This window comes from Pannonibacter sp. Q-1, assembly GCF_054073275.1.
Genome location: NZ_JBSXNB010000007.1, coordinates 24,730 through 39,231, shown reverse-complemented (window position 1 = coordinate 39,231; position 14,502 = coordinate 24,730). Strand labels below are relative to the sequence as shown.

Sequence of the window (14,502 nt, the reverse complement as noted above, 5' to 3'; positions counted from 1 at the left end):
TGCTGCCGGGATGGTGCTGCCCGGGAGACGGTTGCCCGGGCGCCCGTCACCCGCCGGTGCTGATGCGCACCGTGGTGGGCACCTTGTGCTCGTGCACTTCCAGAATGCAGTCGAAGGCCGCGTTCTGGCGCAGGGCGGCGCTGAGCGCGGGCAGGTTCAGGCCCTTCTGCGTGAGCGCGCGCACCGCAGGGGCGGGCATCAGGCGCGTGGCCAGCAGGGCGAGGCGGCCGGGGATGCGGATGTGCCGGTCCGGCCCGGCCTCCGTGTGCTTGGTGATGTGAACGGGGTTCATGGTCTTCATCCTTCCGGTGAGAGGTGGGGGGAGCGGGGTGCATCAGGGGCCTTGCCATACTGGCTCAGCACCAGCCGGATGATGCCGTGCATGGCCTCCAGATCCGGCAGGCTGCCGAGGGCGGCTTCCGACACGAGGCCCTGATAGAAGGCGAGGACGAAACCGGCGAGCGTTGCGGTCTTTTGCGGCGAGAGATCCGGCCTTGTGCGGGCGAGCTGTGCGCGCAGCGCATCGCGGATCCGGCTGCGCCCCTCCTGAAACACCTTCAGCAGATCCGGCCGCACGGCCACTTCGGCATGGATCATCGGTGTCGCCCGGGCGCGGCCATCGCTGGCGGCAGCCTTCAGATCGGCAAGGAACTGGCCGATGACCTCATCAAGGCTCAACACCGCAGCGGCGGCCGTGATCGCATCCGCGCTTTCCGCCGTGCTGGCGGTGATGCCATCGGCGATCAGCTCATCCTTGGTCCTGTAGTAATTGTAGACCGCCCCGGCGCTGAGGCCCGCTTCGGCAAAAATTTCGCGCATGGTGGTGGCCTGAATGCCCTTGCGCGCAAAACACCGCGCCGCCGCCGCACGGATCTGCTGACGGCGCTCCTCAAGTTTTTCCGGGCTGATGCGGGGCATGGCTCACTCATATAAAACGGACAAACGTTTTATATTGTTGGACAGAGCCGACTGCAAGCGGCTTTCCGCCTTGCCAGTGAAGGCCGTTGCGGGCCGGTCAGGACCGGTTATGGGAAAGGCCGTGGGTGGTCCCTTGCGTTGAAGCCCCGGGCCGGATCCGCCGGCGGCGCCCCGGATGGCAGGGCGAGCCCGCCCGGACGCAGCAGGGATTTGCTCAACTCCCGGCACGGCAAGTCATCGGGTAACGGGCTTGAGCATTTTCAAGGCGTGATGCGTCAGCATCGAAAGCCTTGGTCTTACGGCTTCTGGCTCTTCAGATAGGCCACCAGCTTTTCGCCCGCGATTTCGATGTGCTTGCGGGTGAGCTGGCCTGCGGTTGCGGCGTCGCGGGCCTTGCAGGCGTCCAGAATGGCCTGATGCTCGTCAATCGCGTGGCGCATGCCTTGCACGAAATACAGAACGAGACGGACGTAGCGCTCAACCAGATCATTGGTCTTGTCGATGACCGACAGAAAATAGGGTTTGTCGGAATCCTTGTAGAGCGCGCGGTGAAAGGCGCGGTTCAGGTCGCCCCAGCGCAAGGGGTCGGTTTCCGCGGCAAAGGCATCGCAATGGCGCTGTGCTTCGGCGAGGGTTTCGTCGGTCATCAGGGGCACCGCCAGTTCGATGACGATGGGTTCGATCAGGGCGCGGAACTGGAAGATCTCGGTGATCTGTTCGACGGACAGCGACGCGACCACGGCGCCCTTGTGCCTTTCCGAAACAACCAGACCCTGGGCTTCCAGCCGCTGCATGGCTTCGCGCACGGGAATGCGTGACACCCGGAACATCTGCGCAATCGTGTCCTGGCGCAGCGCCTCGCCCTCTCCGACCTCGCCCCGGATGATCGCATCACGCAGGGCGTCATAAATCACATCGGCAGACGAGGCCTGCTTGCTGAGGTCTGACGCCCGTAATTTCAAGCCGCTGGTCACGACCGAATCCTCTCAACCCATGAATTGACGTCACTGATAGCCCTAATCCGAAGCCAGGAAAACAGCCATCGCCCCGAAGTGCAGATGGGATATTGTAGATTGGATCCAATTATGCAAATCTGACCGGGTTCCGGCTTTGGAGAGGGCCGGTGGAATGACTGGAGCCAATAATTCAGAAGGGGATCATCATGAAACTGCCCGTCATGACCGGCGTTGCGGCACTTGCGGCATGCCTGTTCGTCACACCGGTGCTTGCTGACAAGCTCGACGATATCATCGCCTCCGGCGTGCTGCGCTGCGCGGTCACGCTCGACTTTCCGCCCATGGGATTGCGCGATGCGGACAACAAGCCTGCAGGCTTTGATGTGGACACCTGCGCTGATCTTGCCGCGGCCCTTGGCGTCAAATACGAGATTGTCGAGACACCGTTTCCCGACCGCATTCCTGCCCTCGTCTCGGGCCGTGCCGATGTTGGCGTCGCCTCGACCTCCGACACCCTTGAGCGCGCCAAGACCATCGGCTTCTCGATCCCCTATTTTGCCTTCAACAATGTCGTGCTGACCCGCGCCGATACAGGGATCGAAAGCTACCAGGACCTTGCCGGCAAGAACCTCGGCTCGGTCGCGGGTGTCTTTGAGGCCATCGCGCTTGAGGAAGATTTCAACACATGGAAGGCGGGCGGCTCCTTCCGCACGTTCCAGAGCCAGGCCGATGTGTTTCTGGCGCTCAACCAGGGCCAGATCGACGCAACGGTCGTGACCGGCACCGTTGCTGCGGCCACCATTGCATCCGGCAATTTCAACGGGTTCAAGATCGCGGGCGAAGCGCCCTATCTGGTTGATTATGTGTCGCTGATCGCGCCGCGCCAGGAGTTTGGCCTGCTGAACTACCTCAACCTCTTCGTGCACCAGCAGTACCGCACGGGCCGGTATCAGGAACTGTTCGAAAAGTGGGTTGGCGCCGGGGCCGAGCCGCCTGCGCTTGCGCTGGGTAGCATCTACTACTGACCGTCCGGTTTGCGGGGGCGAGGCTCGTCTTCGGGCCCCCGCAGTTCGCCAGCAGCGGCAGGCGCAATCCGCCTGCCGCGGTTCGAAAACCGGGACATGCGCAATGTTCAACGTCAATTACACCTTTCACTGGAACCAGGCCTTCCGGGCCCTGCCGCAGATGCTGGACGGGGCGCTGGTCACGCTGCAGATCGCCGTTCTGTCGATGATCATCGGGACTGTGGCGGGGGTGCTGCTTGCGCTTGCCAAGGAGGCCCGCACGGCGCCGCTGCGCTGGTTCGCGGTCTGCTGGATCGAGGCTGCACGCAACACGCCGGCGCTGTTTCAGGTCTACATGATCTATTTCGGCATTCCGGCCGTTCTGCAGCTGGCGGGCCGCCAGTTCGGGATCGATTTCCGCGCCATGGGGATCAATGTGTTCTATCTCGACTCCTATTGGGCGGTCCTGACAGGCATTGCCTTCAACAATGCGGGCTATCTGGCCGAAACCTTCCGCGGCGGGCTGAGGGCGGTGCCGGGCACGCAGATGCGGGCGGCCCGGTCCCTGGGCTTCAATGCGGCCGGGGCCTTCCGGCTGATCGTGCTGCCGCAGATGTTCCGTGCCGTGTTCCATCCGATGACCAACCAGATGGTCTGGGCAATCCTGATGACGTCTGTCGGCATCTTTGTCGGGCTCAACACCGATCTCACCGGGGTGACGCAGCAGCTCAATGCCCGCACCTTCAGGACGTTCGAGTTCTTCGCCCTGGCTGCGGTTCTCTACTACGTCCTCGCCAAGATCGTGACCGGCGGCGCGAGGCTGATCGCCTGGCGGCTGTTCAGATACTAGGGGGAACGGAACATGTTCGGAACCTCTGTCACCTGGGGCGATGTCTCCTTCATGGCGAGCGGTGCGGGCCTGACGCTGGCGATCACCTTCTGGGCGATGCTCGGGGGCACGCTGGCGGGCCTGGTCTTCGGGCTCATCCGCACGCAATCGCCCTGGTACGTCAACTATCCCCTGGGCACTCTGCTCGATGTCTTGCGCTCGGTGCCGCTGCTCATCCAGTTCATCCTGTTCAACTCCTTTCAGTCGATCCTGGGCTGGGGAATGAACCCTTTCGTGACCGGATGCCTGGTGCTGGCGGCCTACACCGCGGCCTTCTGTACGGAGATCGTGCGCGGCGGCATCGAGGCCGTGCCGGTCACGGTCCGCAAGGCGGCGCGGTCGCTTGGCATGACCTACTGGCAGGACATGCGCCACATCGTGCTGCCGCTCGGCACGCGGGTGATGCTGCCCTCCTGGATCGGGCTGTCCCTGGGCGTCATGAAGGATACCGCGCTCGTCTATGCGATCGGGGTCATCGAGCTCCTGCGCTCATCGCAGATCATCATCACCCGCAAACCTCATGAGGCACTGGCCGTTCTGGCCATTGCGGGTCTCATCTACTTCCTTGTGAGCCTGCCCGTTTCACGCCTGGGCGCTCGCCTTGAAAAGAAGTGGCGCGAACATGATTGAGATCGAAAACGTCAGGAAATCCTTCGGCGACCTTGAAGTGCTCAAGGGCATTTCAATGACGGTGGACCGGGGCGAGGTGGTGTCGGTGATCGGCGGTTCCGGCTCCGGCAAGTCCACCATGCTCATGTGTATCAACGGGCTGGAGACGATTGCGTCCGGCCGGATTCTCGTTGATGGCGTGGAGGTTCACAGCAAGGACACCGACCTCAACAGGCTCCGGCGCAACATTGGCATCGTCTTCCAGCAGTGGAATGCCTTTCCGCATCTGACCGTGCTGGAAAACACGACGATTGCCCTGCGCAAGGTGCTGGGAAAGCCCCGCAAGGAAGCCGAGGCGATTGCCGTCAGGCAGCTTGAGCACGTGGGCCTCGGCGGCAAGCTCGATGTCTATCCGTCCCGGCTTTCCGGCGGCCAGCAGCAGCGCATGGCGATTGCCCGGGCACTGGCGATGGAGCCCAGATACATGCTGTTCGACGAGGTGACTTCGGCGCTTGATCCCCAGCTGGTGGGAGAGGTGCTCGACACCATGCGGCTGCTGGCCGCCGAGGGCATGACCATGATCGTGGTCACTCACGAAATGTCGTTTGCGCGCGAAGTATCCAATCGCGTCGCCTTCTTCAAGGATGGGCTGATCCACGAAATGGGCAGCCCGAAACAGATCTTTGAATCGCCGGAACGCCCGGAAACTGCGGCGTTCCTCAAATCCGTGCTCTAATCTGACCAAGCAGGAGAAAACCAATGTGGCAGGGCATCATTCCGGCCGTTACAACCAAGTTCACCGAAGATGACAAGCTCGATTTCAAGGAAATGGAGCGCTGCTTCGCCATTCAGATGGACGCCGGATGCGATGGGCTCATTGCCTGCGGCTCGCTGGGCGAAGGCCCCTTCCTGTCGCATGATGAGCGCATCGATGTGCTGAAGGCCGTCCAGCAGTCGGTCAAGGGCAAGCCGGCGCTGCTGACCATTGCCGAGGCGGCGACCCGCGATGCCTGCCGTCTGGCCGAGCGCGCGGCCCGCGAGGGTGCGTCGGGTCTGATGGTCGTGCCTTCGACGATCTATCACACCAACCGCGATGAAACGGTGTCCAACCTCAAGACCATTGCGGAAGCCGCAGGGCTGCCGGTGATGGTCTATTCCAACCGCGTCGCCTACCGTGTCGATGTCACCAACGACATGCTGCTGGAACTTGCCGAAACCGGCAAGGGCTTCGTTGCGGTCAAGGAAAGCTCGGACGACATCCGCCGCACCACCGATGCCGTCAGGCTGCTGGCGGGCAAGATGGATGTCTTCACCGGCGTCGACAATCTGGGCTACGAGGCCCTTTGCGTCGGGGCGGCGGGCTGGGTTGCCGGTCTCGTTGTGGCCTTCCCCGCAGAGACGGTGGCGATCTACCGGCTGGTGAAGGCCGGGCGGCACGAAGAGGCCCTGCAGATCTACCAGTGGTTCCGGCCGCTGCTGGATCTCGATGTCTCCACCTATCTGGTCCAGAACATCAAGCTGGCCGAGGCTCTCGCCATCGGATCGAACGAACGGGTCCGGCTGCCGCGCAAGCCCCTGTCCGGTGCCTGGCGGGCCGAGGCCGAGCAGATCATCAGGACGGCCATTGCGACACGTCCGGCCCTGCCGGATCTGTCCCGGTGTGCTGCCTGATGGCCGTTTCAGGACGGGGAGCCTTCCCCGTCCTTTTCCGCTCGTCGAGGAGTTACATGGTGCGCCATTCCCAATACGACGTCTGCATCGCCGGTGCCGGTATCATCGGCCTGTCCATTGCCTTCCGCCTGGCCGAGGCGGGCAAGAGGGTGCTGATCCTCGACCGCAAGGGGATGGCGGCGGAGGCCAGTGCCGGCAATGCCGGTGCACTGGCCTTTGCCGATATCGAGCCGCTGGCCTCGCCGGGCATCATTCTCAGGGCGCCGAAATGGCTGTTCGACCCGCTGGGGCCGCTGTCGCTGCCCGTCGGGTATTTGCCGAGGATTCTGCCCTGGCTCCTCCGCTTCTTCCGGGCCTCGATGCCGGACAGGGTTGCCGGAAGCACACGGGCACAGACCGCTCTTATGGACCTTGCCAGGGTTGAGACCGAAAGCCTCTTCGAGGCTGCGGGCGTGGCGGGCCTGTTGCGGCGTGATGGCGCCCTGTTTCTCTATGAGGGCGAACGGGCCTGGAAAGCCTCCATTGCCATGTGGAAAACGCGCGGGGCGCACGGCATAGAATTCGAGCATGTGACGGGCAGCCGACTGGCAGCCCTGCAGCCCGGCCTTGGCCCCACGGTCACGCATGCAACCTTCGTCCCGCAGTGGCTTACGGTGTCCGATCCTTTGGATGTGACCACATGTATCGGAAAAGCGGCAATTGACCGTGGCGCCGTCTTCCAGACCGCCGAGGTGACGGATATCGAGCAGGATGAATACGGTGTCGTCCTGATGCTGTCGGACGGGACTGCTGTGCGCTCCGGTGAGGCGGTCATTGCCTCCGGGGCCTGGTCGCACCGGCTGGCGGCCACCCTTGGCGACAGCATTCCGCTCGAAACCGAGCGCGGCTACAATACGACGCTTCCCGCCGGTGCGTTTGATCTCAAGCGCCAGCTTGTCATTCCGGAGGAAGGCTTCGTCCTCACCCGGCTGGACACCGGGGTGCGGATCGGCGGGGCCGTGGAACTGGGCGGGCTTGAACGCGCTCCGGATTTCCGGCGTTCCGAAATCATGGTCGAAAAGGCAAGGCGCATCGTGCCGGGCCTCAAGACGGACAACGGCAGGCAATGGATGGGTTTCCGCCCCTCATTGCCGGACAGTCTGCCGGTGATCGGCCGCTCCCCGCGGGCTCACCGTGTCATCTACGCTTTTGGCCACGGCCACCTGGGCCTGACCCAGTCCGCGGCAACTGCACGGCTGGTGCGTGACCTTGTTCTGGGTGCCGCCCCTGCCATCGACCTTTCCCCCTATCGTCCCCAGAGGTTCTCCTGACATGGCACGCCATTCGTTCTTTTGCATTGACGGTCACACCTGCGGCAATCCGGTCCGGCTCGTTGCGGGGGGCGGGCCGCGTCTGGAGGGGGCGACGATGATCGAGAAACGCGCCCATTTCCTCGCCGAATATGACTGGATCCGCCGCGGACTGATGTTCGAGCCGCGCGGCCATGACATGATGTCCGGTTCGATCCTCTATCCGCCAACGCGCGCGGATTGTGATACCGCGATCCTTTTCATCGAAACCTCCGGCTGCCTGCCCATGTGCGGGCACGGCACGATCGGCACGGTCACCTTCATGATCGAGCATGGTCTGGTGACGCCGAAAACACCCGGTGTGGTGCGGCTGGACACGCCGGCGGGGCTGGTGGTTGCCGAATACAGGCAGGAAGGCCAGTATGTCGAGGAAGTGCGGCTGACCAATGTTCCGGCCTTCCTTCATTCCGAGGGGCTGACGGCGCCTGTGGAAGGGCTCGGCGAGGTGACGGTGGATGTTGCCTATGGCGGCAACTTCTACGCCATTGTCGATCCGCAGGAGGTGTTCCGCGATATCGCTGATGTGACCGCCTCCGATCTGCTGCGCTGGAGCCCGCTGCTGCGGGCGGCGCTCAACAGCAAATACAGCTTCGTCCATCCCGAAAACCCCGCCATCAAGGGGCTGTCGCATGTTCTGTGGACCGGCAAGCCGCAGCATCCCGAGGCCACGGCGCGCAATGCCGTGTTCTATGGGGACAAGGCGATCGACCGTTCCCCCTGCGGCACGGGCACATCTGCGCGCATGGCCCAGTGGCACGCCAAGGGCTTGCTCGGCAAGGGCGGCAGCTTCGTGCATGAATCGATCATCGGCTCCCTGTTCAAGGGCCGTGTCGAGGACGTGACGGAGGTTGCCGGCAGGCCGGCCATCATTCCGTCGATTGCCGGATGGGCCAGGGTCACCGGTCTCAACACACTCTTCATCGACAGCCGGGACCCCTTCGCGGGCGGCTTTACGGTCGCATGACGTCAGGCATGGCGCTGAGGCCAAGTGTGGCGGAAAGCGTCTCACCGGGGGCGAGTGCCGCCATAATCTGAAATTTTGTCGCGCCATACCCCGTGTGGATGCGGCTCCGGAAAGTTGTACGGAGCGTCCATCACGAATTCGATCCATACAGATGGCCCATCGATGCGGACATAGTCGCCTTGGTTCGACAGGGAGGTGGAGCCGGAATAGCTGATGTGCGTTGCACCCAACTCACGCTCGTAGCGCGCCAGAATCAACTCTGCATTGGCATCGTCGATATCATTGACATATGTCGCGATCACGGCGAGCAGGAGTGCACGCTGCTGGCTGTTCAATGATGATGCGGGGATACCCTCAGTCCGTCTGGGGAAGGACCAGTCTTTTCCAGGCCGCATCACAACATCCGAAAACCTGCTTGAAAGCCTGGCTTGCGCAAGTTGGCCCTCGTCGAGTGAGGCGAGAAGCGCCCGGAATGCGTCCATCTCCTGACGTTGCGGCGCGTGTGTGACGCCGTTGTATTCGAACGGAAACGCTGGCTCTATGCCCCGGAAGGATGGTGTCGCGCCGATCAAAGCGCCGTCTCGATAGGTGTTCGTCAGGGCGAGGTGGTGTCCTCCGAACTGTAGTTGCCACAAGCCCGATTCCGAAGGAGTGCCGAGGAAGGCGACGTAGAAGTCACCCCTGCCGTAGCCATCCCCTTTGCCAATTTGTCTGAGATAGTCGTCGGCATTCAAGTGCTGCTGAATCTCATCGTAGCCCTCGTCTTTGCCTGTCCCTGTGGCGGCGGCGAGCAAGGCGTTCAGAGCGCGCCATTGCGTCTCAGAGAGCGTCTCCAGACGCAGTCCAATGCGGCCGCGCCGGCCGAGGTACCACTTGCCGAGATACCATTGCGGATAGGTGTGCCAACGCGACGCATTGGCGAAAGTGTATTCCTGGAGAAGGTCCGCACGCTGCGCGTCGCTCAGCGTGGCGATGAATGCATGCGCCCGATCAAGTACAGTTCGAAAGGACTCTCGCGCAGCTTCGGAGGGGGCTGACAATCTGGACATTGGTGTTTCTCTTTCGGCGGAACTGGCAAGCGGCATGCAACCCATCAGTGATGCGCTCGCAAGTACAATGGCGATCGGCATCTGCCATCGCGCTGCCCTAAAATATCCGGGAAATCGTTTGATGCGTGCGCGTTGCAGGTGGAGCAGTTTGGTATTCATTGCACGCCCCCTTCATATGAGGTCGAAGTGGTGGGGCGCTTGAAGGGCAGTTTTCCCGGTTCAACGGGGGTGCCGATGTTCTTCTTCTGCCTTTCATAAATTGAAAGATGCGCATATGCGATTGCTGCACCTATTGCCGCTCCGGATAGTGAGTCCGATAGCCAATGGACGCCACCGCGATCACCGAAAACCGTAGCAAGCACCACCCAAACTGCCCACAGCGCCCCGGCGATCCTGATTTTCGAGCTAAACCCGGACACAGCTGTGATGACCATTGCCACATTGGTGGCTGCATGCCCTGACGGCCATCCTTCAACGACAGATGCCAAGCCATTCTTGAACAGGCCGATTTCGAAGGAATTACTTCTCGAATAGGCGTCGAGAATATGAAGTCCTTCTGGATCGACCCTCGAAGTAAGAGCCTTGAGGATCGTGACTGTCAACATGGTGAATATGAGTGATTGCAACATCAAAGTTGATCTATTCCTGTCCTTTAGAGACATGAATAGAGGAGCCAGAACAGGGGCTGCACTACCTGCATGAAGTGGCAATTCACTCCAGAGAGCACTGAGGTATTCACTTTGCAGCTGTGCAAATCGATACACCGCCGCATCGAGCCCCATCAGAGCGCTGAGGGCTGACAATCCAAACAACAGCGGGATCAGGAAAACAAAATAAGACCCTTTAAAAACAGCGAGAATGTATCTCATCCGGTTTTCTCCATGAAAAATGCACCACCAGCACTTTCGAACCAGGACGGCGTGGCCCCACATCGGGATCTGCCCCTTTCCGCCGGTATCGTCAGAGCAGGTCCTCGACCCGAAACGGCATCGAGCGCAGGCGCTTCCCGGTCGCATGGAAGATGGCGTTCGCGATCGCTGCCGATGCCCCTGCCATCACAACTTCTCCAAGGCTCTTGAGGCCGGCGGAATTAGCCAATGGGTCCGGCTTGTCCACGAAGCCGACCTCGATCTCACCGATATCCGCGTTGACAGGCACGACATACTCGGCGAGATCGCAGTTGAGGTATCCGCCATAGCGGGGATCAATTTCAGTCGCTTCCCGCAGTGCCGCGCTGAAGGCCCAGACCACTCCGCCGTGGACCTGGCTTCGCGCCGTCCGGGGACTGATGACACGGCCGCAGTCGGCGATGCTGACACAACGGGGCATGCGGATGCGGCGGGTGGTCGGCTCGACACGGACCTCGACGAAATGAGCGATCCAGCTCATGGAGGTGAAGTCCGGGTATTCTGGCCCCGTTGCTCCATCGCCGCTCACACGCAAGTATTCTATGGCTTCTGCGCCTTGTCCTGGGGCGACTTCCGACACCTCGACCTGCAGATAGGGCCGCCGGACGGTGGCCAGTTGCCTGTGGATGTTGCCCGGCACGGATCGGCCGTCCAGAAGATCCCGCAGGGCAGCCTGCATGCGCATGACTGCCTTGAGGGTCGCCGGCACGCATCCGGCCGTGCCGCATGACGCCCCCGTCTGATGCTGCGGCGCGGCGCTCGTGTCGCCAACAATCACTTCGAGCCCATCGGGATCAATGTCCAGCCCTTGAAGCAGGACATTGGCGATCGTCGTTTTGATGCCCTGGCCCATTTCGTGGCCGGAGATGGCAATGCGGGTCCTGCCATTGGCGCTTATGCGCAAAGTGGCGATGGCAGGTGACATCGGGGACGGATAGTTGCCGAGCGCCATACCCCAGCCGATCTGCGTCCCGTCGGGCATCGTCATCGAAGCGGGGGCGTGCGATCGCCGCGACCAGCCGAAACGGCGCGCGCCCTCGGTGATGCATTCGGCCACGAAGCGGGAGGAGTACGGCTTACCGGACAACGGATCGGTCTGGCCATCGTTATTCAGACGCAAAGCGACGGGATCCATCCCGAGCTTGTAGGCGAGCTCGTCGACCGCGCTCTCGAAGGCGAAACAGGCCTGATGCGGGAACGGGCATCGCATGAACCCGGCATCCGGCCGGTCAAGGCGAACCTGGATGCCGCCGCCATGATAGTTCGCGATGTTGTAGAGCCTGGGTGTGCCTTCATGATATTCGGCCGGCGACAGCCCGCCTTCGAGCGAGTTCTCGTGCTCTGCGATGTAATGGGCCGCGATCATCTTTCCGCTGGAATCAGCGCCGAGACGAATGCGGTGCAGACTGCGCGGGCGGTAGGACGCAATGTGGAAGATGTGACCGCGCGGGATGACGATCCTGACCGGTCTGCCGGTCAGGATGGCGGCATGCGCCGCGATCACGGAATATCCGTGCGGCGCCGCCTTTTGCCCAAAGCCGCCGCCAACCGATGTGCTCTTCACATCGATTCTGGCCGGATCGATCCACAGCGAGGCGGCGACCGCGTTCTTGATGCCCATCGTATGCTGGGTCGTATCGTAAATGATCAGCCGGCCGTCCTCGAACACCGCCGTTGCGCCCAGCAATTCGAGCGGGTTGTGATGCTGGGTGGGTGAAACGTAGATCTCGTCCACGATCACCGAGGCACGTTCCAGGGCTTCCGCCGCATCACCCACGACGATCTCATGATCGTCAGGTTCCCGGTGAGCATCGCTGCTCTCCATCACGACCGTGAACGGTTCTTCCTCGAATTCACCTGTGACCTTCTCCGCCCCTTCGATCGCCGCCTCGAGCGTTTCGGCAATGACCACTGCGATCGGCTGGCCGCGATAGGCAATCGTATCGACCACGGTCGGAGGGACGGAATAACCCTCTTCGCCCTCTTCCTCCTCATCCTCGGCGGTCGGGGCTTCGAAGTCCGGATTGGGCTTCGGGAAATCCTCCAGAGTAAGCACGCGCAGCACTCCGGGTACGGCCAGCGCCCCGGCAGTATCAACATGCACCACCTTTCCCTTGGCGATGCGGGAGGGAACGAGAACGGCGTGGAGGAGACCTGGAAACTGGAAGTCTGCCGCATAGAGCGTCATGCCACGCACCTTGTCGCGGGCGTCGACCCGCGCGCGGTCGGGGAGTTGGTCAAGGGCCATCAGGCGCTCCTTTCCGATGCGATCATCACCGCATCCGCGAGCGTGCGGATGCCGAGTTCGATTTTGAAACCATTGTGCCGGCCGGGTTGCGCGTCGGCGAAAGCCAGTCGTGCAGCCTCCAGGGCGGTCTCGCGCCCTATGGTCTTGCCGGTCAGGAAGTTTTCGGTAGCGGGTGCACGCCATGGCTTGGTCGCCACGCCTCCGAGCGCCACGTGAGCACGCTCGACCGTGCGGCCATCGAATTGGAGCGCCACCGCCGCAGACGCGAGCGCGAAGGCGTAGGATTCGCGATCCCGTACCTTGTGATAGGTGGAGCGGCGGCCTGCGTCCGTCTTCGGGATGACGATCTCGGTGATCAGTTCGCCAGGCTGGAGTTCGAATTCGAGGTGCGGCGTGTCTCCAGGCAGACGGTAGAGCGCCGAGACGGGAAGGCTGCGCTGGCCACTCGGCCCGAGGATATTGATGTGCGCATCAAGCGCCGTCAGCGCGACCGGCCAATCGCCCGGCGACACCGCCGTGCAAGCATCGCTGACGCCGAAAATGGCCTGGGCGCGATCGAGGCCGCCGATGGCGGCGCAACCGCTGCCGGGGTTGAGCTTGTTGCATGGATAGACTGCACCTGCCGAGGCGATCGCGCCCGCTCCGTGCCGGAAATACGAGCACCGTGTCCGCTGGAGGAGGTTCGCTCCGACAGTCGCCATGTTGCGCAACTGTTGCGAGGCCCCCTTCAGCAGGGCCTCGGAGAGGACCGGATAGTCGCGCGCAATCGCGGGATCGGCAGCGACATCGCTCATCGTCGCATTCGTGCCGATGCGCAGTTCGCTACCTGACGTCGAGATCGTGTCGTGGCCGATCCGCGTTACGTCGATCAGCCTGCCAGGACGCTCCACCCTGAGCTTCATGAGATCGAAAAGCGTCGTTCCACCGGCGACGTAGTATGCGCCGCCTCCGGCGCTTATGAACTCGCTCACCGCCTGCTCGGCACTGGTGGGGATGCTGTATGTAACCGGTTCCATCAGCCCCTCCGCATCCTTGTGGCTGCGTCACTGATCGCCGCGACAATCCCTGGATAGGCGCCGCACCGGCAGATGTTTCCGCTCATGAATTCGCGTATCTCATCAGGGCTGTTCGTATGCCCCTCGTTGACGCAAGCAATCGCCGCCATGATCTGGCCGGGCGTGCAGTATCCGCATTGGAGAGCGTCGTGGTCGATGAAAGCCTGCTGCATCACATGCAGCTCGCCATCACTGCCAATCCCCTCGATCGTGGTGACTTCGCGGCCATCCACCTTCGCGGCGAATGTCAGGCAAGAGGCCACCCTGAGGCCGTCGACATGGACGGTACAGGCGCCGCATTGACCATGATCGCAACCCTTTTTTGCTCCGGTGAGATCCAACTCCTCGCGCAGAACGTCCAGAAGCGACGCGCGCGCGTCGATTGTCAGATGGAAAGGCTGGCCGTTGATGGTCGTTCTGACGACAGCCCTGTTCGGTTCGGGAACGACCGGGTGGAGGGGCGCTCCGATGCTTCGCGCGTGGGCGTGATCACCAAGAAGTATTCCAACTGCCGTCACAGCGGCCGCACCCTTCAGAGTTGTCCGGCGATCAATTGCGAACTCCGTTGCAATGCTCTGTAGCGGGTTGCCGGCTGCTCGGTCGTCCAGCACCGTGTTGTCAGGTGCCGGTGAGCGCAAACCGCGCTGCTTGAGACCTGGAGGAAATTGCTTCGACGGTCTGCGTGCCACTGGCCTGTTCTCCAAGGTTGTTTGCTGCGCAACACATTCGACTGCGCGTTATGACAACTTGAAGGTAGGAGACGAGCGTCGCACCAATGTGCCGAACGAGAAGCCGAAATGTAATCGAACGTCGTAAGGTTCTGGCGGGAGACAGAGGATTACAAAAACTTGGCTAAGTCTGAAGCGTACTTTGAGGTAAAGT

At 62.1% G+C, this 14,502-nt stretch carries 15 protein-coding genes; 7 read left to right on the top strand and 8 right to left on the bottom strand.

Translation table 11 applies throughout. The features are described 5' to 3' along the window. Positions 1-46: 46 nt before the first annotated feature. The 3 genes from ACVNHC_RS18765 to ACVNHC_RS18755 form a co-directional block, all read right to left on the bottom strand. The gene (locus ACVNHC_RS18765) at positions 47-292 is read right to left on the bottom strand and encodes a hypothetical protein (RefSeq protein WP_457168644.1); all 246 of its coding nucleotides are present in this window, start codon (positions 290-292) and stop codon (positions 47-49) included. A gap of 5 nt (positions 293-297) precedes the next feature. Then, the gene (locus tag ACVNHC_RS18760) at positions 298-918 is read right to left on the bottom strand and encodes a TetR/AcrR family transcriptional regulator (protein WP_457168642.1); all 621 of its coding nucleotides are present in this window, start codon (positions 916-918) and stop codon (positions 298-300) included. A gap of 296 nt (positions 919-1,214) precedes the next feature. Next, positions 1,215-1,892, bottom strand: a complete 678-nt coding sequence (locus tag ACVNHC_RS18755) for a GntR family transcriptional regulator (protein ID WP_374631366.1) — start codon at positions 1,890-1,892, stop codon at positions 1,215-1,217. 188 nt (positions 1,893-2,080) lie between these two features. Here ACVNHC_RS18755 and ACVNHC_RS18750 point away from each other — a divergent pair, with 188 nt between their 5' ends. From ACVNHC_RS18750 to ACVNHC_RS18720, 7 genes are all read left to right on the top strand, one after another. Next, positions 2,081-2,899, top strand: a complete 819-nt coding sequence (locus ACVNHC_RS18750; protein ID WP_050473807.1) for an ABC transporter substrate-binding protein — start codon at positions 2,081-2,083, stop codon at positions 2,897-2,899. Positions 2,900-3,002: 103 nt separating this feature from the next. Then, positions 3,003-3,728 carry an amino acid ABC transporter permease gene (locus ACVNHC_RS18745; protein WP_058901017.1) on the top strand — a complete coding sequence of 242 codons (726 nt, stop codon included), beginning with the start codon at positions 3,003-3,005 and terminating at the stop codon, positions 3,726-3,728. A 12-nt stretch (positions 3,729-3,740) separates the two neighbouring features. After that, the gene (locus ACVNHC_RS18740; protein ID WP_457168639.1) at positions 3,741-4,397 is read left to right on the top strand and encodes an amino acid ABC transporter permease; all 657 of its coding nucleotides are present in this window, start codon (positions 3,741-3,743) and stop codon (positions 4,395-4,397) included. Continuing rightward, a complete protein-coding gene (locus tag ACVNHC_RS18735) occupies positions 4,390-5,112 on the top strand; it encodes an amino acid ABC transporter ATP-binding protein (RefSeq protein WP_050473810.1) in 723 nt (240 codons plus the stop codon). Before ACVNHC_RS18740 ends, ACVNHC_RS18735 begins: the two co-directional genes overlap by 8 nt. 23 nt (positions 5,113-5,135) lie before the next feature. Further along, positions 5,136-6,047, top strand: a complete 912-nt coding sequence (locus ACVNHC_RS18730) for a dihydrodipicolinate synthase family protein (RefSeq protein WP_457168637.1) — start codon at positions 5,136-5,138, stop codon at positions 6,045-6,047. A 56-nt stretch (positions 6,048-6,103) separates the two neighbouring features. Further along, positions 6,104-7,357, top strand: a complete 1,254-nt coding sequence (locus tag ACVNHC_RS18725; protein ID WP_457168635.1) for an NAD(P)/FAD-dependent oxidoreductase — start codon at positions 6,104-6,106, stop codon at positions 7,355-7,357. 1 nt (position 7,358) lies between these two features. Beyond that, the gene (locus tag ACVNHC_RS18720; RefSeq protein ID WP_457168633.1) at positions 7,359-8,360 is read left to right on the top strand and encodes a 4-hydroxyproline epimerase; all 1,002 of its coding nucleotides are present in this window, start codon (positions 7,359-7,361) and stop codon (positions 8,358-8,360) included. 41 nt (positions 8,361-8,401) lie between these two features. Here ACVNHC_RS18720 and ACVNHC_RS18715 read toward each other — a convergent pair whose 3' ends face one another. The 5 genes from ACVNHC_RS18715 to ACVNHC_RS18695 form a co-directional block, all read right to left on the bottom strand. Further along, positions 8,402-9,568 (bottom strand): DUF3500 domain-containing protein, encoded by a 1,167-nt coding sequence (locus tag ACVNHC_RS18715; RefSeq protein ID WP_206110687.1) that lies wholly within the window; start codon positions 9,566-9,568, stop codon positions 8,402-8,404. Next, the gene (locus tag ACVNHC_RS18710; RefSeq protein WP_457168631.1) at positions 9,565-10,278 is read right to left on the bottom strand and encodes a phosphatase PAP2 family protein; all 714 of its coding nucleotides are present in this window, start codon (positions 10,276-10,278) and stop codon (positions 9,565-9,567) included. Before ACVNHC_RS18710 ends, ACVNHC_RS18715 begins: the two co-directional genes overlap by 4 nt. A gap of 91 nt (positions 10,279-10,369) precedes the next feature. After that, complete coding sequence (locus ACVNHC_RS18705; RefSeq protein ID WP_122521785.1) at positions 10,370-12,565, bottom strand: xanthine dehydrogenase family protein molybdopterin-binding subunit; 2,196 nt, start codon at positions 12,563-12,565, stop codon at positions 10,370-10,372. After that, positions 12,565-13,581, bottom strand: coding sequence for an FAD binding domain-containing protein (locus ACVNHC_RS18700; RefSeq protein ID WP_457168629.1), 1,017 nt, complete (start codon positions 13,579-13,581; stop codon positions 12,565-12,567). The genes ACVNHC_RS18705 and ACVNHC_RS18700 overlap by 1 nt, the downstream gene beginning before the upstream one ends. Continuing rightward, positions 13,581-14,192, bottom strand: coding sequence for a (2Fe-2S)-binding protein (locus ACVNHC_RS18695; RefSeq protein WP_082676214.1), 612 nt, complete (start codon positions 14,190-14,192; stop codon positions 13,581-13,583). The genes ACVNHC_RS18700 and ACVNHC_RS18695 overlap by 1 nt, the downstream gene beginning before the upstream one ends. Positions 14,193-14,502 lie beyond the last annotated feature (310 nt).